This window comes from Pseudophaeobacter flagellatus (assembly GCF_021228235.1).
In the GTDB taxonomy this organism is placed as follows: domain Bacteria; phylum Pseudomonadota; class Alphaproteobacteria; order Rhodobacterales; family Rhodobacteraceae; genus Pseudophaeobacter; species Pseudophaeobacter flagellatus.
On the sequence record NZ_JAJQRG010000001.1, the window covers coordinates 695,290 to 717,120 of the forward strand.

Sequence of the window (21,831 nt, forward strand, 5' to 3'; positions counted from 1 at the left end):
TATCGATGACTGATCAGATCAACACTCTCGAAGAGCTGAGCGCCGTTGCAGGCGTTGAAGCAGTTGCCGAAGACATCATCGCGCGTGAGCCGGTTCGTGACGAACTGGGTCGCTCTTATGCCACTGGCAAGCGGAAAGATGCGGTCGCCCGTGTCTGGATCAAGCCAGGTTCCGGCAAGGTCGTGGTAAATGGCAAAGAAATGAAGGCCTATTTTGCCCGTCCGGTGCTGCAGATGATTCTGCGTCAGCCGTTCACGGTTGCAGGCGTGGAAGACCAGTTTGACGTCTATGCGACAGTCAAAGGTGGTGGTCTTTCCGGTCAGGCCGGTGCGGTAAAGCACGGTGTTTCCAAGGCGCTGCAGCTTTATGATCCCTCGCTGCGCGGTGCATTGAAAGCTGCTGGCTTCTTGACACGCGACAGCCGTGTTGTTGAACGTAAGAAGTTTGGCCGCCGCAAAGCGCGTCGTTCCTTCCAGTTCTCCAAGCGCTAAATCATACAGATCCATTTGGATCACGGGGCTCGCCATTGGCGGGCCCTTTTTGTTTGTGCCGTGTAATGCCCCGCCGTACCCAGTTGCCGGTGTTGGCGGTGTTGCCGGAATGGACACTGGCACAATATGCGGCGCGCGCTTTCAGGGATCAGGCCGCTATCGCGTGTTTTTGATAAAGTGGCAGGTGGCCAGTGGCGTCGCTAGTCTGGATCAATCAGGCCCAGGCCGCGCAGATAGATGCCAATGCCGGTTTCCAGCAGGTCTTCTGGCGGAAAGGGAGAGTTGGTGCCGGGGGTGTTGCGGGCATAAAGCTCAACAACGCCGTGGCTCATCGCTAGGATATGGGCGGAAAACATCGAGGCAGGCGGCCGTCTTTCTGCCGGGATATGCTGGCTCAGATCATCTGCGGCGCGTTCTAGAATCTGGTGGGCGCGACGGGCTGCATTGGCCAGTTCTGGTGTGCGATTGCTGGAAATGCCGCTTTCAAACATGGCGATGTAATGGCCTGGGTGTTTGCGGGCAAAGGCCAGATATGCCCGCCCCGTGGCCTCGAACGCGGCCAGCGCCGAGGGCTGGTATTTGTCATAGGCGTGCTGCATCAGATCGGCGAACATCAAAAAACCCTGACGCGCGGCTTCCGCGATCAGGTCTTCGCGCCCTTCAAAATGGCGGTAAACGGCCGCGGGAGTGACACCCGCCTGCTTGGCCGCCTCTGAAAGGGTGAACCCGGTGGGGCCCTTGACTTCAATCAGGCGCAGCGCGGCCTCGACCAGGGCTTGGCGCAGGTTGCCATGATGATAGCCACGTTTAGACATCGCGTTTATCCGGTGCGGTGCAGATCTTGCTATTGACCGGACCGATGGATTTTTTGTCTTTGTTTGTGTAATCAATCGCATGCAGAACGGTACGGATGGCAGCCAGACGGGCTCGCCGCTTGTCGTCTGAGTGGATCACATGCCAGGGGGCATGCGGGCGGTGGGTTTTGCGCAGGGTTTCTGCGATGGCTTTGGAGTAATCATCCCAACGGGCAAGGCCCTGTACGTCGATCTGGCTCAGCTTCCATTGTTTCAGCGGATCGCTTTCCCGCGACAGAAAACGACGCAATTGTTCCTCTCTGCTGACATCCAGCCAGAATTTGAACAAGAGGATCCCATCGTCAACCAGCGCTTCTTCAAAGGGGCTGACCTGGTGAAAAAACCGCTCGCGCTGTTCCTCTGTGCAGAAGCCAAAGACATCTTCCACCACACCGCGATTATACCAGCTGCGATCAAAGAAGGTGATCTCGCCACCAGAGGGCAGGTGGTCAATATAGCGCTGAAAGTACCATTGGCTTTGCTCTGGTTCGCTAGGTTTGCCAAGGGCAACAACACGGGCGCCGCGTGGATTTAGGTTTTCACGAAACCGCTTGATCGTTCCACCCTTGCCAGCCGCATCCCGGCCCTCAAACAGGATGGCAACGCGCGCGCCGTTCTGCTTGACCCAGGACTGCATTTTTACCAGTTCAATCTGTAGGTCTTCGATTTCGCGCTTATAGGTCTTGCGGGACATGCGCGTCTTGTAGGGATGATCCGGGTTTAGGATATCATCTTCATCGCTGACTGCTATTCGCTTGGCCACATGTTTGGGGGCTTCGGTTTTGAAATAGCGACTGATGGCGCCATCATAGGGCAATGTCATGCGTAAACCTCCACTCTGCTCAAACTGTTATAGGCCAAAGCGCCATGAGATGTGATACCGATCCGTCACCGGGGTGTCACAGGCCAGGCTGGCATCGCGCCCGGCCCTGATCTTTGTTGATCCGGCCTGCGGTTCCCATCGATATTTGCGGTCTCTCTATGCGCCGATGTCATTCATATCAAAGGGCGTGGATTGGTATATCTCGTTGATCCAATTACCATAAAGCAGATGCGCGTGGCTGCGCCAACGGTTTTGCGGAATCTGGGTCGGATCATCGCCAGGATAGTAGTTTTGCGGCACATTGATTTCGGTGCCGCTGGCGATATCGCGATCATATTCCTGTTTCAGGGTGTCGCTGTCATATTCAAAATGATTGAAGATATAGAGCGCGCGATGATCCGGGTCCTGCACCAGACAGGGGCCTGCCTCGGGGCTACCCAAGAGCGTGGTCAGCCCTGGGCGGGCGTCGATCTCATCCTGGCGGATTTCCGTCCAGCGCGACACCGGGATGACGCAGTCATCGGAAAACCCCCGTAAATAGGGGGAGGAGTCCGCAAGGTTCTGATGGCGGAAACAGCCAAAGAGCTTGTGCTCTAGCAGGTGTTTCTTGACGTCGTTGAAGTAGTTTATCATGGCCATCCCGCCCCAGCAGACACCAAAGGTCGACTGGACATTGGTCTGGGTCCATTCAAACACCTCGCACAGCTCTTGCCAGTAGGTGACCTCTTCAAAGGGCAGGTGTTCGATCGGCGCGCCAGTGATCACCAGCCCATCAAATTTCTCGTGCTTAACATCCTGAAAGGATCGGTAGAATTCTTCCATATGTTCAGCGGCAGTGTTGCGGGTCTGATGTTCGGTCATGCGGATCAGCGACAGTTCGATCTGCAATGGCGTGGCACCGATCAGCCGGGCAAACTGGTTTTCTGTCTGGATCTTTTTGGGCATCAGATTCAGCAAGCCGATGCGCAGCGGGCGAATATCCTGGCGTGCCGCCTGATCCGGCGACATGACCATGACGCCTTCGTTCGTCAGAACGTCATAGGCGGGCAGGTCAGAAGGGATCTTGATAGGCATGTCAGGTCCTCGATGGGATGAAAGGTTCAGGAAGTCACAGAGATAGGCAGTTCTGGCCTAGGTCTCAAGCGCTTGGGCGATCAAGGTGTTGAAATCATCCTCGCTTGTGATGGCAGAGATTTGATCGGCGGTGACCGTGACACCCCAATTGCGGGCCATGGCGGCATAGCGGGGCTGGCGGTGGGCCAGCGCCTGGGCATAGGTCCAGCGGATAAAGGCATCGGGGTCGACATCTGCCTCTGATAGCGACATTTGATTGAGATAGTCTTCCCAGGCCCGCTGCAGGAACTCGGGCTGGTAGGACATCGGCTTTGGGGCGCGGTCAAAGCGGCGAATCAATTCCTCGGTATGGGCCTCGTCGCCCTTGATCCAGACCATCAGGCAGGTTTTGGACAGCTCGGTCAGGATGGGGTCTTGCGGGTTTTCAGCATCCACCCATTCACAGATAGAGCCACCGGAATCGCAGATGAAATTAGAATAGCCATAGAGCCGGGTGGCGCGCTCGGCAAAATATTCGGTGTCGTGCAGGGCATTGATCTCGGCGCGGCGAAACTGTTCTTGCCGGTGCCGGTATTCCTGCATCCGGAGCCCGCCTTTGGTCGGGTCGCCAGGCTTGCCTAGATAGGAAGAGACAGGCGTTAGGTTTTCAAAGGTGATATTGGAACCGATATATATCGAGTCCGACAGCAGAAGCTCGCGCAGGAAGGGGTTTTTCATCGCTTCAAATTTGGCGTTATCGGCGATGTATTCGCCCATATATCGGGTGCCGATGCGGTAATCGATTGAGTAATGAAACCAGCTGCCGGAACCGCGCAAGATATTGCTGATATAGGTTTTTCCAAGCCCGGACATGCCAAAAAACAATACGCGTTTTTGCGGCGCGTCCCGCCAGTCTTGTGCAGTTTGATAGAGCATTGCCCGGTCTTTCTTGTTGTGCTTTGGCCTTGCTACTGTGCCAGCGCGATCTGGTCAATTCTTGGCCTCAATCACACCATTAGGCCGGGTCGGCCCTGGCTGTCCCGATACGCCCGGCAGCCTCCAGGATATTGAGGTAATTGGCGACAAAGATCAGCCCGGCGCCGACAAAGGTCCAGATTACCACCGATTCTCCGTAGATCAGCATTGCCAAGACAGCGATCACGGGCAGGCGGGCAAAATCAAAGGGCACGACCACCGTGGCCGGCGCAATCGACAGGGCATTGGTAAAGCAGAAATGTGCCGCCAACCCGGCGCAACCGATCAGCAAGATCCAGGGCAGTAGCGCCAGGCTCGGCAGTGTGACATCGCCATCCCAGCCCGCCATGACCAGCCCCATGACCAGCTGCATGCCGGTGAGCCAGAACAGGATCGACGCGATGCCTTCATGCCGGGTCAGCCGCTTGGTAAAGATCACCGTCAGCGCAAAGAAGATGGCGCAACTGGCGGCGGTGATGACGCCGGCATTCAGGGTTGCGGGCGAGGGGCGCGCAACAATCAAGATGCCGATAAAGCCCAGCACGGCGGAAAACCCGCGGATCCGTGTCAGCCTTTCGCCCAGCAGAAGCGGTGACAGCACCACCACCCAGAGCGGTGAGGTGAACTCAAGCGCAAAAACCTGAGCGAGCGGGATCAGGGTTACCGCAAAAAACCAAAGGTTCTGGCCGGTGAAATGCGCCAGGTTTCGTACCAGGTGGCTGCTGAGCCGGTCTGTTTTTACCTGATGCCATTTGCCCGTCAAGGTGATCACCAGGATCACGATCACCAGCCCGACAAGGCTGCGATAGGTCATGATTTCAAAGGTATCGAGCATCTGCCCGGCCTCGCGCCCTGCAATGGCCATTGCAGAAAAAGAGCCAATCGCGCCCAGCATCCAAAGCGCTGCTGGCAGAATTCTTGTTTCACTGTTCATCGGGGGATCCTTTGGGCGGGAGCTGCCTCTCACAGGAAGCGCTTTTCTTCTCGCGCGTCAATGGCCCGCGTCATTTACCGACGCGCATGACCTAAGCCCGGTCTTTTGGTGGAAAAACAAAACCCCAGCCTGCGGGCCGGGGTTTCTCGTTCGTTTCAGTAGCTTTCATCGCCGCCAAGCAGCGGTCAGCCTATTCCCACTCGATGGTGCCCGGAGGCTTTGAAGTGATGTCATAGGTGCAGCGGTTGATGCCCTTGACCTCATTGATAATACGGGTGGAGGTTTCGCCCAGGAACTCATGGCTGAAGGGGTAATAATCAGCAGTCATGCCGTCCACCGAGGTTACCGCGCGCAGGGCGCAGGCAAAATCATAGGTGCGGCCATCGCCCATCACCCCGACGGTACGAACCGGAAGGATGGCAACAAAGGCCTGCCAGATCTCATCATACAGACCATGCTTGCGGATCTGGTCGATATAGACCGCATCGGCTTCGCGCAGGATGTCCAGCTTTTCGCGGGTGATTTCACCGGGGCAGCGAATGGCCAGGCCTGGCCCAGGAAAGGGGTGGCGGCCGATAAAGCTGGCGGGCAGGCCCAGTTCGCGGCCCAGTTCACGGACTTCGTCCTTGAACAGTTCGCGCAGGGGTTCGACCAGTTTCAGCCCCATCTTTTCGGGCAGGCCGCCGACATTGTGGTGGCTCTTGATCGTTACCGAAGGTCCGCCAGAAAAGCTCACCGATTCGATGACATCGGGGTAAAGCGTGCCCTGGGCCAGGAATTCGGCCCCCTCGATGGAGTTGGCATGCTTCTGGAACACGTCGATGAACAGCCTGCCGATGATCTTGCGCTTGGTCTCGGGGTCGGACTGGCCTTCCAGCTCTCCGAGAAACAGCTCTTGCTCATCGGCGTGAATGAACTGCATGTTGTAGTTGTCGCGGAACATGGTGACGACCTCTTCGGCCTCACCTTTGCGCAGCAGGCCGTGGTCAACAAAAACACAGGTCAGCTGATCGCCAATGGCCTCGTGCAGCAGCACCGCCGTAACCGAGCTGTCAACACCACCGGACAATCCGCAGATGACCTTTTTGTCGCCCACCTGTGCGCGGATCGCGGCAATCGCTTGCTCGCGGTACAGTCCCATGGTCCAGTCGCCGGTAAACCCGGCCAGGCGAACAAAGTTTTCATAAAGCTTGGCGCCGTTGGGGGTGTGGTGCACTTCGGGATGAAACTGCACGGCATAGAAATTGCGCGCCACATCGGCGATGACGGCGCAGGGAGCATTCGGCGAGGTGCCATAGACCTCAAAGCCGGGGGCGATTTTGCTTACGTGGTCACCGTGGGACATCCAGACCTGTTCGCGGTCTTCATCGCCAAGGAACCAGCCGTCAAGCAGCGGCAGGGTGGCTACGGTGGGTTTGACATAAGCGCGACCAAATTCGGCGGTGCCATGGCCGCTTTCGACTTGGCCGCCAAGTTGCTGCATCATCACCTGCTGACCATAGCAAATGCCCAGGATCGGCACACCGTAGTCAAAGATTTCCTGCGGAACGCGGGGGCTGCCCTCGCGAGTCACGCTATCTGGGCCTCCAGAAAAGATCACGGCCTTTGGCGCCAACTGGCGCACAAAATCCATTGTGACGTTCTGGTAGGGGTGAATTTCACAATAGACGTTCAGCTCACGCAGGCGGCGCGCAATCAGCTGCGTCACCTGGCTGCCAAAGTCTATGATAAGAAGGCGGTCATGGGATGTCTGGCTCATGTTTGGCTCATAGGCCCTGCATTCGGTTCTGGCAAGAGGACAGATGCATCCGGTAGCCCAGTTCGGCAAAAACTGCGGCAAAAAATTGCGTGCCCATGTCGCTTTCCAACCGGATAGGCCGTTATCCTTCGGCGCAGGGGACAATGCGCGGGGTAAACATCTTGCAACGTAATTCCTTCAAGAGGGCAGATCATGGCTGAAGAAGCACCACGTCGTCGGAGCCGAGGTGGCGGTGGCGCCGCCCGTCGCGCAGAACGCAGCAGCATCAATATTGAAACTGCAAAGTATATTCAGCGCAATATCCCGAATTTTGAGGTGCTGACCCAAGAAGCGCTGGAAATTATCGAAACCAATGCTGATATCATCCTCGAAGAGGTTGGCGTCAACTTTGTCGATAACTCGGCCGCGCTGCAGCGCTGGCGCGATGCAGGGGCGGATGTGCAGGGCGAGCGGGTGCGCATCCCGCGTGGCCTGGCGCGCAAACTCTGCGCTACCGCGCCTGCGGAATTCACCCAGCATGCCCGCAATCCTGAAAAATCGGTGGTGATTGGCGGCAATAACATGGTGCTGGCCCCCGTCTATGGCCCGCCCTTTGTGCGTGATGCCAAGGGCGGACGCCGCTATGCCACCATGGAAGATTTCAACAAGTTTGTGAAATTGGCCTATATGTCCAAATGGTTGCACCATTCTGGCGGCACGGTCTGCGAACCGACCGATATTCCGGTGAACAAGCGTCACCTGGATATGTTGCTGGCCCATATGACCTTGTCGGACAAGCCGTTCATGGGATCGGTCACCGAGCCGAGCCGGGCGCAGGATTCGGTGGAAATGTGCGAAATCCTGTTTGGCAAAGAGTTCGTCCAGAACAATACCGTGATGACCTCGCTGACGAATATCAACTCTCCCATGACATTTGACGATGTTATGATGGGCTCGCTGGAGGTCTACGCCGCAAACAATCAGGCCTGCATCATTTCGCCCTTTATCGTTGGCGGTGCCATGGCACCAGTCTCGGTTGCGGGGACGCTGACACAGGTGCTGGCCGAGGTCATGGCCGGGGTTGCCTATAGCCAGCTGGTTCGCCCCGGCGCGCCTGCCATCTTTGGTGCTTTTGTTTCCTCAATTGACATGAATTCCGGCGCGCCGACCTTTGGCACGCCAGAGGCTTCTCTAATCACCTATGGGGCGGGCCAATTGGCCCGCCGCCTGAACTTGCCGTTCCGCTCTGCCGGGTCCTTCTGTGGGTCCAAATTGCCGGATGCGCAGGCCGCCTATGAGACCGCAAATTCGCTCAACATGGGGCTGTTGTCCGGGGTAAACTTCATGCTGCATTCCTGCGGTTGGCTTGAAGGTGGCCTGGTGGCGGATTTTGAAAAATTCGTCATGGACGCCGATCAGCTGGGCACGTTGCATGGCCTGGCCAAAGGTGTGCCAGTTTCCGAAGACGATCAGGCGATGGATGCCATCCGTGAAGTGGGGCCGGGCGGTCACTATCTTGGCTGTGCCCATACCCAGAAGAACTTCAAAACCGCTTTCTGGAAATCCGAATTGCTGGATTACAAGCCTTTTGAAACCTGGGAAGAAGAAGGCGCGCGTGACACCTATGCCCTGGCCAGCAGTCGGGTAGATTACCTGCTTGCCAACTATCAGCCCCCTGCATTGGACCCTGCCATCAAAGAGGCCCTGGAGGCCTATGTGGCAGCGAAGAAAGCTGCGGCCCCTGATTCGTTCATGTAACGGGCTATAGTTGATTTCAGTATTTGGCACACTCGTTTAAGGCGAAGTGCTGGCGGCGGTGACAAATGATGTTACCGCCGCCTTTTTATGTGCGTATTTTCTGCTCAGCGACCTGTGGCTTGGGGGGCGGCTTGTGCAGTTTGGCCAAAGCCCGAGAGACAGGCGGCCTCTCCCATCAGGGCGGTCAGCAGGTCAATATGACGGGTGATCGCATAGGCCGCCTCGCCGCGCAGGCGGTGCTGGTTCATCTCCTGTTCAAGCTCCATTATGCGCAGGATTGCTGCGGTGGGTCTTGGGCTGCGATGCACCCCCAGTATGCGACGCAGATCGCGGTCACGACTGTAGTTCGCGGCACCAATGCGGGCCGATCGGATTAACAATCTGGGACGGTGAAGGGCTTTTAGTCGGCTCAGGACATCCTGCATTGATCGATCCCTTTTTCTAGCGTGTAGACCAACCACTAACACAACCATTGCGGGTGTTGCCGCTGGGGGCTGTTCACCGTGCGGTCTATTCCCGGTTGATTGATCACTCTGTGGAAACAATGATGAATATATAAAAGTTCTGTTCAAAATCAGGTAGGTAAACTCCCTGTGCCTGTGGGTAACCGCAGGGGCGGTACGTGACGGATTTGCCTGGCTGACGCCCGGAGGTTAGCGACGATGCAAAGACAGCCCGCACAAAATCTTCCCGAATGGGTCCCACAGGAGGTGCAGCGCTACCTGGATCATACCGAGGGTGGCTGCTCGATCCGCCAATTGGCCCGAGAATTGAAATGTCATCCCTCTACGGTTTTGCGCCAGGTGCGTCGGGTGGAAAATCGACGGGATGATCCGCTTGTCGACTGCGCCCTTGGTGCTTTGGCGGCAGGGCATTTCGGGCGCCAATCCTCGCCGCGAACCCGGTCCTTGGGCGATACAGAGATACTGGAGAATGCCGCATTAGAGGTGTTGGCCCGCCTCTGTCAAAGCGGCGCGGTTCTGGCGGTGGGCGCAGGGATGGAAAAGGCCGTGGTGGTGCGCGAAGGCGAAACCAGCATGAGCAAGCTTTCGGTTGAGCAGGGGCTGGCGGGGGTCCTGGCGCTATTGGGCTGGATCAGTTGCACCCGTTCCGGCCGGTTGCGGCGCTATCACATCACGCCTGCGGGGCGGGCGGTCTACAGTCGGCTGATGGCTCGCCGGGAAAATCAGGCACGGGCCAAGCTGGAGCGCGGCTTTGGCGAAACGCAGAGCCGGTCTAGCCCGGGATCAAGATCAAAGCCCAAGGAGCGCCGGTCGCGCTATGGCCTGGGCGAGACACCGCTGGATATGCTGGCGCGCCTGCTGGACAAAAGCGGCAAGCCCTTTCTCGATAGCGATTTGGTGAATGCGGGCAGACGCTTGCGCGAAGACTTTGAACTGGCCCAAGTGGGGGATCATCTCGCCCAAAGCCAGGCCTATTTTGGCGCTGCCGATGCCTGCGGTCAGCCCCGTGGGGGCGTTGTTTGCCCCACCTCTAGCGCTGCAAAAAACCGGACACGCGCGGCGCTGACAGCATTGGGGTCGGGGCTGAATGACATTGTTCTGCGGTGTTGTTGCCATCTCGAAGGATTGGAGGCGGCAGAGCGCCAGCTTGGCTGGTCTGCACGGTCGGGAAAGATCGTCCTGCGCATTGCGCTGGCCCAGTTGAAGGTCTTTTACGAGACCATGGATGAAAGCCACGATGGAAAACACAACAACCAGATGATCGGCTAGGGCAGGCGGCAATGCCGTGGGCTGCTGCACTGGATATTGTAGCTTGGCGTCGGTGTGATAATCTGCGGTTATGAAATTTACCCTGCGCCAGTTGAGCTACTTCAAATCCCTCTGTGAACACCGAAATTTTGGTCGGGCCGCCCAGGCCTGCCATGTTTCGCAGCCCGCTTTATCCGTTCAGATCAAAGCGCTCGAAGATCTGATGGGCGGCATTCTGGTAGAGCGGCGGGCGCGGGATGTGATCCTGACGCCGCTTGGCCGCACGGTTCTGGCCCAGAGCGATCAGATCCTCCAGGCGGCTGGGCAGCTGGATCGTCTGGCACAGGATCAGGGCAGTGGCCAACGCAGTCTCTCTTTGGGGGTGATTCCAACCATCGCGCCCTACCTGTTGCCAGGGCTATTGGCGGGGCTGCGCGCCCATGATCTGCATCTGCGAATTCAGGTGCGCGAGGCCCGGACCGAACGGCTGCTGGAGGCGCTGCAAACCGGCGCGCTGGATGTGGCGATCATGGCCCTGCCCAGCGGTGTTTCGGGGTTGGTCGAGGAAGAGCTGTTTGCGGATCATTTCTTGCTTGCGGGGTCATCCAAGCGCCTGCAGCAGGTCAATGCAGGCCAGGCTGCTGTGGGGCCAACGGATCTCAAGGCAGAGCAGTTGATGTTGCTGGAGGATGGTCACTGCCTGACCGATCAGGCGCTGGCCGTCTGCGGCGTCGCCAGATCGGCCTCGGGGATCAATATGGGGGCTGGATCACTGCCGACCCTGTCGCGGCTGGTGGCGGCGGGCTTTGGCCTGACCTTGATGCCGGAACTGGCGGTCGGGGCCGAATGTAGCGCGACTAAAGATCTGTGTGTTCAACGCTTTATCGGGGAACAGCCGCATCGCAGAATTGGCTTGTTGCGCCGCGCGAGCACCGCCGGGGATGGTTGGTTTCACGATCTCGCAGAGGTGGCCCGCCAAACTGGCCAGGATATCCTGGAACAGGCCCGAAAAGACTTCGGGCCCGCCATTGGCGTGCCCGAGATCTTATAATGGTCGTGATGAATAGAGGGGGTTAGGCTGCAGCGGCCTCTTCGCCCTTCAGGTGCTTCATCACGTTTTCCGGGGAAGAGACGCCATAGGGGTCATCGCTGTGGTTGTCCGACAGGCCAGGCTCTTCGAACCAGGCTTCGACAACGCCGTCGTTGACAATGGCTGCATAGCGCCAGGAACGGACGCCAAAGCCCAGGTTATCCTTGGCAACCAGCATGCCCATCTTGCGGGTGAATTCGCCGGAGCCATCAGGAATAACGCCGACGTTTTCCAGGTTTTGCGATTCGGCCCATTTGTTCATCACAAAGCTGTCGTTGACCGACATGCAGTAGATCGCATCAATGCCTTCGGCCTGGAAATCGGCAAAGCCTTTTTCAAAACCGGGCAGCTGATAGGTCGAGCAGGTCGGCGTAAAGGCACCAGGCAGCGAGAACAGCACAACGCGCTTGCCCGCGAAATAGTCCGCAGTTGTCTTGTCTTCCCAGCGGAACGGGTTGGAACCGCCCACAGCCTCGTCGCGCACGCGGGTCTTAAAGGTCACATTGGGCAGTTTCAGGCCAGCTTTCATCTTCTTCAACTCCATGAATGAGGAACCATTTCACAGCCGTTTATAAGAGTTCTAAATAGAGCGCAACAGCTTCGGGTGAAGCAATTTCCACAGGTCAGAAATAGGCGGTGAATTGCCTGATATTGCAGCAGACTTTCCTGTATTTCGCATGTTTATACATGGCTGTAGGCAGGGGCCACAGGGCTGCAGATCCAGCCCGATGTGTTGCACATCTTTTACGCCAGAACGCCTGGGCAGGTGAGCCGGAGTATCGCGGCAAGCGCGTGGTATGCGTTCGTTGCATTGCCGATATCGTAATGTCGCGGTGACGCCAAGGAATGAACGTGCTAAGTCATCCTAAATACAGACAGGCCAGAAGCGGACCCACTATGCGTGATCTCAAAATTCCCGAGCAACGGCACCCCGAAAAGGCAAATCGCCCGGACAATGCCCAGCCAAAGAAACCCAGCTGGATTCGGGTCAAGGCCCCCGGCGGCAAGGGGTATGCGGAAACGCATAAGATCATGCGCGACAATGGTCTGGTCACGGTTTGCGAAGAGGCGGGCTGCCCCAATGTCGGTGAATGCTGGAGCCAGGGCCACGCCACCATGATGATCATGGGCGAGGTCTGCACCCGGGCTTGCACTTTTTGCAATATCGCCACCGGCAAACCGCCTGAGGATCTGGACGCCTTTGAACCGGGCCGCGTTGCCCATGCGGTGCAGAAACTGGGGTTGAACCATGTGGTAATCACCTCGGTTGATCGCGATGATATCACCGATGGCGGGGCGGATCACTTTGCCCAGACCATCCGTGCCGTACGCCATCGCAGCCCCAACACCACCATTGAAATCCTGACCCCGGATTTCATCAAATGTGATCCGTCGGTGTTGGAAACCGTGGTCGAGGCCCGCCCGGATGTGTTCAACCACAATCTTGAAACCGTTCCCGGGCTCTACCCAGAGGTACGCCCCGGCGCGCGCTATTTCCATTCGCTGCGCCTGTTGCAGCGGGTGAAAGAGCTGGACCCGTCGATGTTCACCAAATCGGGGATCATGGTGGGCCTGGGCGAAGATGAACAATCGGTGCGCCAAGTGATGGATGACATGCGTGCAGCGGATATCGATTTCCTGACCATCGGCCAATATTTACAACCCACGCCCAAACACCATGCGGTTGATCGTTTTGTCACCCCGGAAGAATTCAAAGCCTACGAAAAAGCCGCCTATGGCAAAGGCTTCCATATGGTTTCTGCCACACCGTTGACGCGGTCTTCCTACCACGCGGGCGATGATTTTGCCCGCCTGCGTGCGGCCCGTAATGCCAAGCTGGGCGTACAATAGCTGCCAGCGGTTGGGCACCTCTCTGACGGGCCCGATACATAATAAAAAGCCCCGCAGATTTTGGTCTTGCGGGGTTTTTGCTTGCGGGGACCTGTGCGGGATCAGTCTTCGTCGGTAAAGCGCACTTTGCCGATATGGGGCAGGTTACGATTGCGCTGCGCATAATCGATACCGTAGCCGACAACAAATTCATCCGGGATTTCAAAGCCCACCCAGTCAGAGCGGAAATCCACTTCACGCCGTGAGGGTTTATCCAGCAGAGCAATGGATTTCAGCCGGGCGGGTTTGCGGCTTTCCAACAGATGTGTGACGTGGTTCAGGGTGTGGCCGGTGTCGACGATATCTTCGACCACCAGCACGTCGCGCCCTTCAATTGCGCCACGCAAGTCTTTGAGAATGCGAACTTCTCGACTGCTTTCCATGCCGTCACCATAGGAAGATGCCTCTAGGAAATCGACCTCGATTGGCAGATCCAATTCGCGCACGAGGTCGGCAATAAAGACAAAGCTGCCGCGCAGCAGCCCCACCACAACCAGCTTGTCGGTGTCGCCGAACTCTTGCGTGATCTCATCGCAAAGCTCTTCGATCCGTGCGGCGATGGTCTTGGCTGAAATCATCACATCGATGACATATGGACGCTGTGTCATGGCTACCCCTTGAATTTTCCGCGCGTTCATAGGACATGACGCGGCACGATCATAGCAAGAAAATTGAAGACACCTATGCCTGTTCACTCTGAAACCCGACAAATGCCCTATACCGCCGCGCAGATGTACGGGCTGGTGGCTGATGTGGCCTCCTATCCGAAATTTCTGCCCTGGTGTGCTGCCGCGCGCATTCGTAGCCGCAGTCAACTGGGCCCGGCAGAGGTGATGGAGGCGGATCTTGTGATCTCTTTCAAGGTGTTTCGCGAACGCTTTGGCAGTCGGGTCACGCTCTATCGTGATGATATGAAGATCGACACCGAATACCTGGATGGGCCGTTTCGCTACATGAAATCCAACTGGTCCTTTGTCGCCCGCGATGATGGCAGCTGCGATGTTGCTTTTTTTGTTGATTTCGAATTCAAGAATGCGGTGTTGCAGGGGATCATCGGGGTTGTCTTTAATGAGGCGATGCAGCGTATAGTCAAGGCATTCGAACGTCGCGCAGCCGAGCTTTATGGCTAGGCTGCCTTAACCAGGAAAGCCAAACCGAAATGACCAGCCCGATCTCTGACTCTCTGGATTTGACCGCCGCTTTGGTTGGCTTTGCCACCGGGGAGATCACGGCCAGCCCGCTGGCGCAAAGGATGGTGCGGCTTTCGGCCCTGGATTGGATGGCCTGCGGGATCGCTGGCATTGATGAACCGGTCTCTGGCGTCTTGCGCGCCCAGGCAATATCCGAGGGCGGTGCGGCGCAGGCTACGGTCTTTGGCGGCGGGCAGGTGCCGGCGCGCATGGCAGCGCTGGTCAATGGGGCCACCTCGCATGCGCTGGATTATGATGATACCCATTTTGCCCATATCGGCCACCCGTCTGTGGCAGTATTCCCGGCGGCCTTTGCCCTGGGGCAGCAGTTGGGCGCATCACTGCCGCAGCTGTTGGAGGCCGCGCTTGCCGGGATGGAGCTGTCGATCCGGGTGGGGCTGTGGCTGGGGCGCAGCCATTATCAGCAGGGCTTTCATCAGACTGCGACGGCGGGTGCCTTTGGTGCCACGGCAGCGGCGGGGCGACTGCTGCAGCTTACCCCGGATCAGATGGCGATGGCGATGGGGCTTTGCGCTACCCGCGCGGCGGGGCTTAAGGCGCAATTCGGCACCATGGGCAAACCCTATAATGCAGGTCTGGCGGCCAGCGCCGGGGTTGAGGTCAGCAGTCTGGTTGCCATAGGCTTTACTGCCAATGCGCAGGCGCTTGATGCGGCGCTGGGGTTCGGAGCAACCCATCACGGCGAAGCCAATCTGGATCTGGCGCTGCAGGGTCTGGGGCAGACCTGGCTGTTTGAGGGTATAAGCCACAAGTTTCACGCCTGTTGCCATGGGTTGCATGCGGCGCTGGAGGCCGCCGCCACGCTGGATTTGGCCGCGCCAGAGATTGCCCAGCTGGTGGTGCGCACCCATCCGCGCTGGATGACTGTCTGCAACCAACTGGCCCCGACAAGCAGCCTGGGGGCGAAATTTTCCTATCGCACGGTTCTGGCGATGCAGGCGCTTGGCCTCGATACCGCTGCGCTTGATAGCTATAGCGCCGCCACCTGTGCGCTGCCCGAGCTTGTCGCGCTGCGCGACCGTATCGAGATAGAGCCAGACGAGACCCTGGCAGAAACCGAGGCCCATGTGCAGGCCCTGCGTCGCGACGGCAAGCGCTTTGAGGCCCGCCATGATTTGCAGGTGCCGATCAGCCCCGACCAGCGCGAGGCGCGCCTTTTGGGCAAGGTCGCAGCGCTGATCGGCACGGACCGCCAGGCGACGCTTTGGCAGGGGCTGCAGACTGGGGCGCCGCTGGCCGAGATTACGGATCAGTTCTGAAATCTGGGCCGTAGGGGCTGATGGCACGGGCCAGGTGCCAACATGAAACGGGCTTTCCAGTAATTTGGAAAGCCCGCCTGATGCAATCGTCCGCATCTCTGCCTTGAGAGTGGTGGCATCTGGTGCTGTGCCCGGCGGGGTCCGGGCACAGCGTTAACTGGTCCGGGTGCGGCGTCAACTGGTCATGTCATAGGCACGCTCGCCATGGACAGTAATATCTAAGCCGTTTGTCTCTGTTTCAAGGTCCACGCGCAAAGATGTGAAGGCGCCGACGATCTTGATCAAAAGGATGGTCACCAGGGTGGTGAAAACACCCACCACCGCCAGCGCCCCCAATTGCGCCAGCCAGGCCCCCTGGCCAAAGACCGCAATCATTACTGTGCCAAAGATGCCGCCGACCCCGTGCACCGCAAAGACATCCAGCGTGTCGTCGATCTTCAGCTTGTTGCGGACCAAGTTTACCAGTTCCTGGCACAGGATCCCTGCGATGGCACCAATGATCAGCGCCTCTATGGGGCCAACAAAGCCGCTAGCCGGGGTGATGGAGGCAAGCCCTGCAATGGTGCCGGTGACCAGACCCACGACCGAGGCCGTGCCGTATTTGATCTTTTCCCAGAAGGCCCAACTGAGCGAGGCGGCCGCCGCAGAGATATGCGTTACGGTCAGCGCCATGGCCGCGCCACCATCTGCCGCCAGTTGCGAGCCACCGTTGAAGCCAAACCAACCCACCCAAAGCATCGCGGCGCCAATGACCACATAGCCGGGGTTATGTGGTGGGGTGGTGCGGTTTTTGCGTGGTCCCAGGAAAATCGCCAGGATCAGCGCCGCCAGACCTGCAGTTTCATGCACCACGATGCCTCCGGCAAAATCCTTGACGCCGATCTCGCCGAAGATGCCGCCATCCGACATCATGCCGCCGCCCCAGATCCAATGTACCACAGGCGCATAGCACAACAGCATCCAAAGCCCCGAGAAGGTCAGCACAAAGGCAAAACCGACCCGTTCTACATAGGCGCCAACAATCAGCGCCGGGGTGATGATGGCGAAGGTCATCTGAAAGGCAAAGAACAGCACTTCGGGAAGTGTGCCGCTAAGGCTCTCGGCGGTGACGCCGGTCAGGAACATCTTGTCCAACCCGCCCCAATAGCCGCTTTCACCGGGGCCAAAGGCGATTGTATAGCCAAAGGCCAGCCAAAGAATGCTCATTAGACAGGCAATGGCGTAGCACTGCATGAAGACGCTGAGCACATTTCGCGCACGCACCAGACCGCCGTAAAACAGGGCGAGCCCTGGCAGTGTCATAAACAGCACAAGGGCCGTTGCTACAATGATCCAAGCTGTATCAGCTCCATTCATGGGTTGTCCTTCCATCCCGTCTGCATGGTTGGGGGTTCAAAGACATGAATGCAGATGAGGAAAAAAGCGTCACCCTGCGCAAAAGCGCTAAAAACATGGGCTTTTGCTAAACTGATTAAATAATGGGCTAGTCTTGGGGTGTCTTGCTTAAATTGCGCTCTGTTTGCGAAATGGCGCGCTGCAGCAAACATAGCGCATGGGCACAGCTGGCGGCGCGAACCCTGTCCCGCCCCAGCGGGCCAAATTCGATGGTTTCCACCAGGGGGGGCTCTCCGGTCTGGGCAAGGCCAAAACAAACGCGTCCCTCGGGTTTGTGTTCTGACCCGCCGGGGCCGGCGATGCCGGTGATGGCAACGGCAAGGCTTACCTGCGCGGCCTGCAGGGCGCCGAGGCTCATTTCCCGCGCCACGGCCTCGCTCACGGCACCGTAGTGGCGCAGGGTATCGGGGAGGACCCCCAGCATCGCCTGTTTGGCACTGTTGGAATAGGTGACAAAGCCGCGGTCAAATACCGCAGAAGACCCCGGCAGATCTGTTAGCGCCGCAGAGACCATTCCGCCGGTGCAGCTCTCGGCGGTGGCTATGGTGATCCCCAGCCTGCGGGCCTGGGCGATCAGCAGGGCCATATCCGGGCGCGGTGGCTGATCGGTGCCGGGAGCGGCGGGCTGCGTCATAGCCCCAGTACCCCGTGGCTAAATCCTGCAAGGGCGATGACGCCAAGACCGGCGAACATTCCGGCAATCACATCGTCCAGCATGACGCCCACCGGCCCAGCCTGACGGTCCGCCCAGCCCACCGGCCCGGGCTTCCAGATGTCGAACAGGCGAAACAGGGCAAAGGCGGCAATCCAGCCGGGCCAAAGCGCCGAGATGGCAATGCCATGTGCCCAGGCCGGATAGGACAGCGCCCAGAGCGCCAGCCATTGCCCGGCGACCTCGTCGATGACAATTTCAGACGGGTCGTGATTGGCCTCGCCGCGGGTCATGACCCCCGTGGCCCAGATGCCAAGCCCAGTCGCCAAGATTGTTGCCAGCGCAAGCAAGGGAAAGCCCCCCAGCTGATGCAGCCCATAGGCCAGGGGCAGGGCAATCAAAGAGCCCCAGGTGCCGGGGGCCGGGTGCAGATAACCGATGCCGCCCACCGTGGCGATCATTCTGGCCAACATCATGGCTTCACCAGCGTAGCAGTTGCGAGTGAGGCAATACCTTCGCCGCGACCGGTAAACCCCAGCCGTTCAGAGGTGGTGGCCTTGATCGATACTCGTGTTGGATCAAGGCCAAGGATTTCAGCCATCACCGCGCGCATCTCTGCAGCATGAGGGCCGATCTTGGGGAATTCGCAAACAAGGGTGCAGTCCACATTGGAGATATGAAACCCCATGGTTTTGGCCAGATCTGCTGCATGGCGCAGGAATATATCACTGGCAGCACCTTTCCATTGCGGATCTGATGGGGGGAAATGCTGGCCAATGTCGCCCTGCGACAGCGCGCCATAAATTGCATCCGTCACCGCGTGCATGCCAACGTCGGCATCGGAATGGCCCTGCAACCCGCGCTCATATGGGACGGTCACGCCACAGAGGGTCACGCTGTCACCGGGGCCAAAGCGATGTACATCGTAGCCATTGCCCAGTCGGATGTCGGGGAGAGAGGTGGCACTGGTCGTCATGGTGTTTTCCGTTTCCAAAATTCGGGCGGCGCGGGCAAAATCCTCGGGCCGGGTGATCTTGATATTGTCTGGATCCCCTGCCACGATCACAACGTCAAGCCCGGCTGCGCGGGCGACCTCGACATCATCGGCAGCGCCACCGGGATGGGCCGCATGTGCGGCAAGGATTGCATCATAGTGAAACCCCTGTGGTGTCTGCGCCCCAAATAGAGCTGTGCGGTCCTGTGTGCCGCTCACACGGCCCTTGACCCCGGTCCATAGCGCATCGGTGATGGCAAGGGCTGGCGCGGCGGCGGCAGCGCTGTCCAACGCCTCTATCACTGTGTTGATCAGGGCCGGGCTTGTGCAGGGGCGGGCGGCATCATGGATCAGCACCTTGGTGATACCCTGCCCCTGAAGGGCGCGCAGTCCATTTTGCACTGATTGCGCCCGCTCTGCACCGCCCTTGGCCAGGATGATGTCTTGCGCATCTGCAAAACTGTCCCAGGCTGGCTGATCCAAAGGCGACAGGACCAGAGCAATGGTTTTGACCTGGGCATCGCGAAAGGCTTTGAGTGTCCAGTCGATGACGCGTCGATCTTTGAGGTCGCGCCACTGTTTTGGCAGTCCACCGCCGACGCGGCTGCCGCGACCTGCTGCAACGATCAGGGCTGCTGTTGTCATAGGACTCTCTTCTATAATCTGGCCAGCGGCGGCTGTGATCCGATCGGGGTCTGCCCGCTGCGACCTCTGCGCCCTGGGGGCAACGGTCAGGGGCTTTGCGCTGGCGGATCGCGGCTGTGACGCAAAGTTTTATGCTGGGGAATGTTTATGTTCTGCCGCATCCGGTGGCAATCACCCGCGTCGTTGTGATTAAAATTTAGGCAGTGACGTCGAGTTGTGGGCTTGCGAGGGGCGCTTTCATTGTTCAAAAGCCGGTGCTTCGGTTACAAAACACTCACTCGCACAAGGATTAGGCAGTTGTCCTTCACCCTCGGAACCACCTCTATGACCCCGCCCATTGCATTGGCCCCGATGGCCGGCATCACCGATCGCCCCTTTCGTGATCTGGTGCGCTCTTTTGGCGTCGGGCTGATGGTCAGCGAAATGGTTGCCAGCCAAGAGATGGTGCAGGCGAAACCGGGAGTGCGCGAACGGGCAGAGCTGAGCGCCGATGTGGAAAATACCGCTGTGCAGCTGGCCGGCCGCGAAGCCACATGGATGGCCGAGGCCGCGCGGCAGGTGGCAGATCGCGGCGCGCGCATGATTGATATCAATATGGGCTGCCCGGCTAAGAAGGTCACAAACGGCTATTCCGGTTCCGCCTTGTTGAAGATACCAGACCATGCGCTGTCGCTGATAGAGGCGGTGGTCGCGGCGGTTGATATCCCCGTGACCCTGAAAACCCGGCTGGGCTGGGATAACGATTGCCTCAATGCTGCTGCGGTGGCGCGCCGTGCCGAGGGGGCAGGGGTGCAGATGGTCACGATCCATGGCCGCACCCGCTGTCAGTTTTACAAGGGGCGCGCCAACTGGGCGGCGATCCGCGAGATCAAAGAAGCGGTATCGGTGCCGGTGTTGGCCAATGGTGATATCCTGGGTACCGGAACGGCGCGCGCGGCGCTTGATCATTCCGGCGCGGATGGGGTGATGATTGGGCGCGGGGTGCAGGGCAAGCCCTGGCTGCTGGCGCAGGTGGCCTGCGATCTTTGGGGCAGTGCGGCGCCTGAAGTTCCTGGGGTTGATGGGTTTATTGATATGGTATCAGCACATTACGAGGCTATCCTGTCCTTTTATGGAGCTGACCTTGGGCTGCGCGTCGCGCGTAAGCATCTGGGCTGGTACATGGATGTGGCCAAGACCCCAGCCGTGCTGCGCCGTGATGTATTGACCGAGAAAACGACGGGCGAGGTGCTGCGGTTGTTTCCCCTGGCCCTGGCCTCTTATCGTGAGGATGCCCCCCTATGATTTCGGACGCCGCTCTTTGGGCTTCGCTTCCTGTTCCTGCCTTTTTGATCGGGGCAGACGATTGCATTCTGGATGCAAACTCTGCCGCTGAGGGGTTTTTGAACACGTCACGGCGGGCCTTGCTGGGGCGGCCGGTCTGGCAACAGATCTCTATTGAATCACCTATCGAGGCCGCGTTCGAGCGGGCGCGGGAACAGGGCACACCGTTGTTTGTGAATGATATCGACGTTGGGTTACGTAGTCGCGCGCCGTTGCAATGCGGGGTGCAGATTGCGCCAGTGCAGGGCTGCGCGGGGCAGATGCTATTGATGTTGTCCCCGCGTGAACTGGCGGCGCGGATGACGCAGAACCATTCAGCCAAATCCGCCGCGCAATCGGCCATCGGCATGGCGGAAATGCTGGCGCATGAGATCAAGAACCCACTGGCCGGCATCACAGGTGCCGCACAACTTCTTAGCATGAACTTGTCGGGTGAAGATATTGAATTAACGGATCTTATCGTGAGTGAGAGCCGTCGGATCGTTAAGCTTCTGGACCAGGTGGAGCAGTTCGGAAATCTGAGCGAACCTGATTTCAAGCCAGTCAACCTGCATGATGTGCTGGATCGGGCGCGGCGCTCTGCTCTGCTGGGCTTTGGCTCGCATATGACCATCACCGAAGACTATGACCCCTCTTTGCCGCTGGCCTGGGGCGATGCGGACCAGTTGTTGCAGGTGGTGTTGAACCTGTTGAAAAACGCTTCAGAGGCCGCCGCCCCCGAAGGTGGCAACATTCGCATCCACAGCTATTATGAGCATTCCTTTCGCATGCGGCGCAGCGATGGCACCGGCAAGCTCTTGCCGCTGCAGATTGAAGTGATCGACGATGGTCCCGGTCTGCCTGATACAATTCGAGACGATGTTTTTGATCCCTTTGTTTCCGGGCGTGAAAACGGCACCGGGCTTGGCCTGGCGCTGGTGAGCAAGATCATCGCCGATCACAATGGCTGGATTTCTGTCGACTCGGTTCCGGGGCGCACCGCGTTTCGGCTCTCGTTGTCGCGCACCCCAAAAGACGCAGAACCCTAGGAGAAA

General features: G+C 58.6%; 22 protein-coding genes. 9 read left to right on the forward strand and 13 right to left on the reverse strand.

Translation table 11 applies throughout. The annotated features are described in order from the left end of the window. Positions 1 to 5 precede the first annotated feature (5 nt). Positions 6 to 491 (forward strand): 30S ribosomal protein S9, encoded by a 486-nt coding sequence (gene rpsI, locus LRK71_RS03305; protein ID WP_232401041.1) that lies wholly within the window; start codon positions 6 to 8, stop codon positions 489 to 491. A 200-nt stretch (positions 492 to 691) separates the two neighbouring features. On the opposite strand, the gene LRK71_RS03310 is transcribed toward rpsI, so the two are convergent. The 6 genes from LRK71_RS03310 to guaA all read right to left on the reverse strand — a co-directional run bounded on the left by LRK71_RS03310 (position 692) and on the right by guaA (position 6,889). Further along, on the reverse strand, positions 692 to 1,306 hold the full coding sequence (locus tag LRK71_RS03310) for a TetR/AcrR family transcriptional regulator (RefSeq protein WP_232401044.1): 615 nt from the start codon (positions 1,304 to 1,306) through the stop codon (positions 692 to 694). Next, the gene (gene ppk2, locus LRK71_RS03315; protein ID WP_232401046.1) at positions 1,299 to 2,168 is read right to left on the reverse strand and encodes a polyphosphate kinase 2; all 870 of its coding nucleotides are present in this window, start codon (positions 2,166 to 2,168) and stop codon (positions 1,299 to 1,301) included. The genes LRK71_RS03310 and ppk2 overlap by 8 nt, the downstream gene beginning before the upstream one ends. A gap of 156 nt (positions 2,169 to 2,324) precedes the next feature. Further along, entirely contained in the window at positions 2,325 to 3,242 is a 918-nt protein-coding gene (metA, locus tag LRK71_RS03320; RefSeq protein WP_232401048.1) for a homoserine O-acetyltransferase MetA, read from the reverse strand. 57 nt (positions 3,243 to 3,299) lie between these two features. Then, on the reverse strand, positions 3,300 to 4,157 hold the full coding sequence (locus LRK71_RS03325) for an ATPase (protein ID WP_232401050.1): 858 nt from the start codon (positions 4,155 to 4,157) through the stop codon (positions 3,300 to 3,302). Positions 4,158 to 4,236: 79 nt separating this feature from the next. After that, positions 4,237 to 5,130, reverse strand: coding sequence for a DMT family transporter (locus LRK71_RS03330; protein ID WP_232401052.1), 894 nt, complete (start codon positions 5,128 to 5,130; stop codon positions 4,237 to 4,239). A gap of 190 nt (positions 5,131 to 5,320) precedes the next feature. Then, a complete protein-coding gene (gene guaA, locus LRK71_RS03335; protein ID WP_232401053.1) occupies positions 5,321 to 6,889 on the reverse strand; it encodes a glutamine-hydrolyzing GMP synthase in 1,569 nt (522 codons plus the stop codon). Positions 6,890 to 7,081: 192 nt separating this feature from the next. On the opposite strand from guaA, the gene LRK71_RS03340 reads away from it, so the two are divergent. Beyond that, positions 7,082 to 8,626, forward strand: coding sequence for a trimethylamine methyltransferase family protein (locus LRK71_RS03340; protein ID WP_232401054.1), 1,545 nt, complete (start codon positions 7,082 to 7,084; stop codon positions 8,624 to 8,626). A gap of 104 nt (positions 8,627 to 8,730) precedes the next feature. Here LRK71_RS03340 and LRK71_RS03345 read toward each other — a convergent pair whose 3' ends face one another. Beyond that, positions 8,731 to 9,051: a DUF6477 family protein gene (locus LRK71_RS03345; RefSeq protein ID WP_232401055.1), complete on the reverse strand. Its 321-nt coding sequence runs from the start codon at positions 9,049 to 9,051 to the stop codon at positions 8,731 to 8,733. A 237-nt stretch (positions 9,052 to 9,288) separates the two neighbouring features. On the opposite strand from LRK71_RS03345, the gene LRK71_RS03350 reads away from it, so the two are divergent. Both LRK71_RS03350 and LRK71_RS03355 read left to right on the forward strand, forming a co-directional pair. Further along, the gene (locus LRK71_RS03350; RefSeq protein ID WP_232401056.1) at positions 9,289 to 10,359 is read left to right on the forward strand and encodes a DUF6456 domain-containing protein; all 1,071 of its coding nucleotides are present in this window, start codon (positions 9,289 to 9,291) and stop codon (positions 10,357 to 10,359) included. A gap of 70 nt (positions 10,360 to 10,429) precedes the next feature. After that, a complete protein-coding gene (locus tag LRK71_RS03355; protein WP_232401057.1) occupies positions 10,430 to 11,389 on the forward strand; it encodes a LysR substrate-binding domain-containing protein in 960 nt (319 codons plus the stop codon). Between the two features lie 22 nt (positions 11,390 to 11,411). Here the strand turns inward: LRK71_RS03355 and LRK71_RS03360 are convergent, their stop codons facing one another. After that, positions 11,412 to 11,957: a peroxiredoxin gene (locus tag LRK71_RS03360; protein ID WP_232401058.1), complete on the reverse strand. Its 546-nt coding sequence runs from the start codon at positions 11,955 to 11,957 to the stop codon at positions 11,412 to 11,414. Between the two features lie 368 nt (positions 11,958 to 12,325). Here LRK71_RS03360 and lipA point away from each other — a divergent pair, with 368 nt between their 5' ends. Then, positions 12,326 to 13,279: a lipoyl synthase gene (gene lipA, locus LRK71_RS03365; RefSeq protein ID WP_232401059.1), complete on the forward strand. Its 954-nt coding sequence runs from the start codon at positions 12,326 to 12,328 to the stop codon at positions 13,277 to 13,279. Between the two features lie 101 nt (positions 13,280 to 13,380). On the opposite strand, the gene hpt is transcribed toward lipA, so the two are convergent. Beyond that, on the reverse strand, positions 13,381 to 13,926 hold the full coding sequence (gene hpt, locus LRK71_RS03370; RefSeq protein WP_232401060.1) for a hypoxanthine phosphoribosyltransferase: 546 nt from the start codon (positions 13,924 to 13,926) through the stop codon (positions 13,381 to 13,383). Between the two features lie 75 nt (positions 13,927 to 14,001). On the opposite strand from hpt, the gene LRK71_RS03375 reads away from it, so the two are divergent. After that, positions 14,002 to 14,448 carry a type II toxin-antitoxin system RatA family toxin gene (locus tag LRK71_RS03375; protein WP_232401061.1) on the forward strand — a complete coding sequence of 149 codons (447 nt, stop codon included), beginning with the start codon at positions 14,002 to 14,004 and terminating at the stop codon, positions 14,446 to 14,448. Between the two features lie 29 nt (positions 14,449 to 14,477). After that, positions 14,478 to 15,788, forward strand: coding sequence for an MmgE/PrpD family protein (locus LRK71_RS03380; protein ID WP_232401063.1), 1,311 nt, complete (start codon positions 14,478 to 14,480; stop codon positions 15,786 to 15,788). A gap of 174 nt (positions 15,789 to 15,962) precedes the next feature. On the opposite strand, the gene LRK71_RS03385 is transcribed toward LRK71_RS03380, so the two are convergent. From LRK71_RS03385 to LRK71_RS03400, 4 genes are all read right to left on the reverse strand, one after another. Beyond that, entirely contained in the window at positions 15,963 to 17,144 is a 1,182-nt protein-coding gene (locus LRK71_RS03385; RefSeq protein ID WP_232401064.1) for an ammonium transporter, read from the reverse strand. Positions 17,145 to 17,271: 127 nt separating this feature from the next. After that, positions 17,272 to 17,817: a CinA family protein gene (locus LRK71_RS03390; protein WP_408635965.1), complete on the reverse strand. Its 546-nt coding sequence runs from the start codon at positions 17,815 to 17,817 to the stop codon at positions 17,272 to 17,274. After that, positions 17,814 to 18,311, reverse strand: coding sequence for a phosphatidylglycerophosphatase A family protein (locus tag LRK71_RS03395; RefSeq protein WP_232401065.1), 498 nt, complete (start codon positions 18,309 to 18,311; stop codon positions 17,814 to 17,816). Before LRK71_RS03395 ends, LRK71_RS03390 begins: the two co-directional genes overlap by 4 nt. Then, a complete protein-coding gene (locus tag LRK71_RS03400; protein ID WP_232401066.1) occupies positions 18,308 to 19,474 on the reverse strand; it encodes a bifunctional 2-C-methyl-D-erythritol 4-phosphate cytidylyltransferase/2-C-methyl-D-erythritol 2,4-cyclodiphosphate synthase in 1,167 nt (388 codons plus the stop codon). The genes LRK71_RS03395 and LRK71_RS03400 overlap by 4 nt, the downstream gene beginning before the upstream one ends. A gap of 297 nt (positions 19,475 to 19,771) precedes the next feature. Between LRK71_RS03400 and dusB the strand changes: the two genes are divergently transcribed. Together dusB and LRK71_RS03410 are read left to right on the forward strand one after the other, a co-directional pair. Then, positions 19,772 to 20,758, forward strand: a complete 987-nt coding sequence (dusB, locus tag LRK71_RS03405; protein ID WP_232401067.1) for a tRNA dihydrouridine synthase DusB — start codon at positions 19,772 to 19,774, stop codon at positions 20,756 to 20,758. Next, on the forward strand, positions 20,755 to 21,825 hold the full coding sequence (locus LRK71_RS03410; RefSeq protein WP_232401068.1) for a two-component system sensor histidine kinase NtrB: 1,071 nt from the start codon (positions 20,755 to 20,757) through the stop codon (positions 21,823 to 21,825). The genes dusB and LRK71_RS03410 overlap by 4 nt, the downstream gene beginning before the upstream one ends. Positions 21,826 to 21,831: the final 6 nt, after the last annotated feature.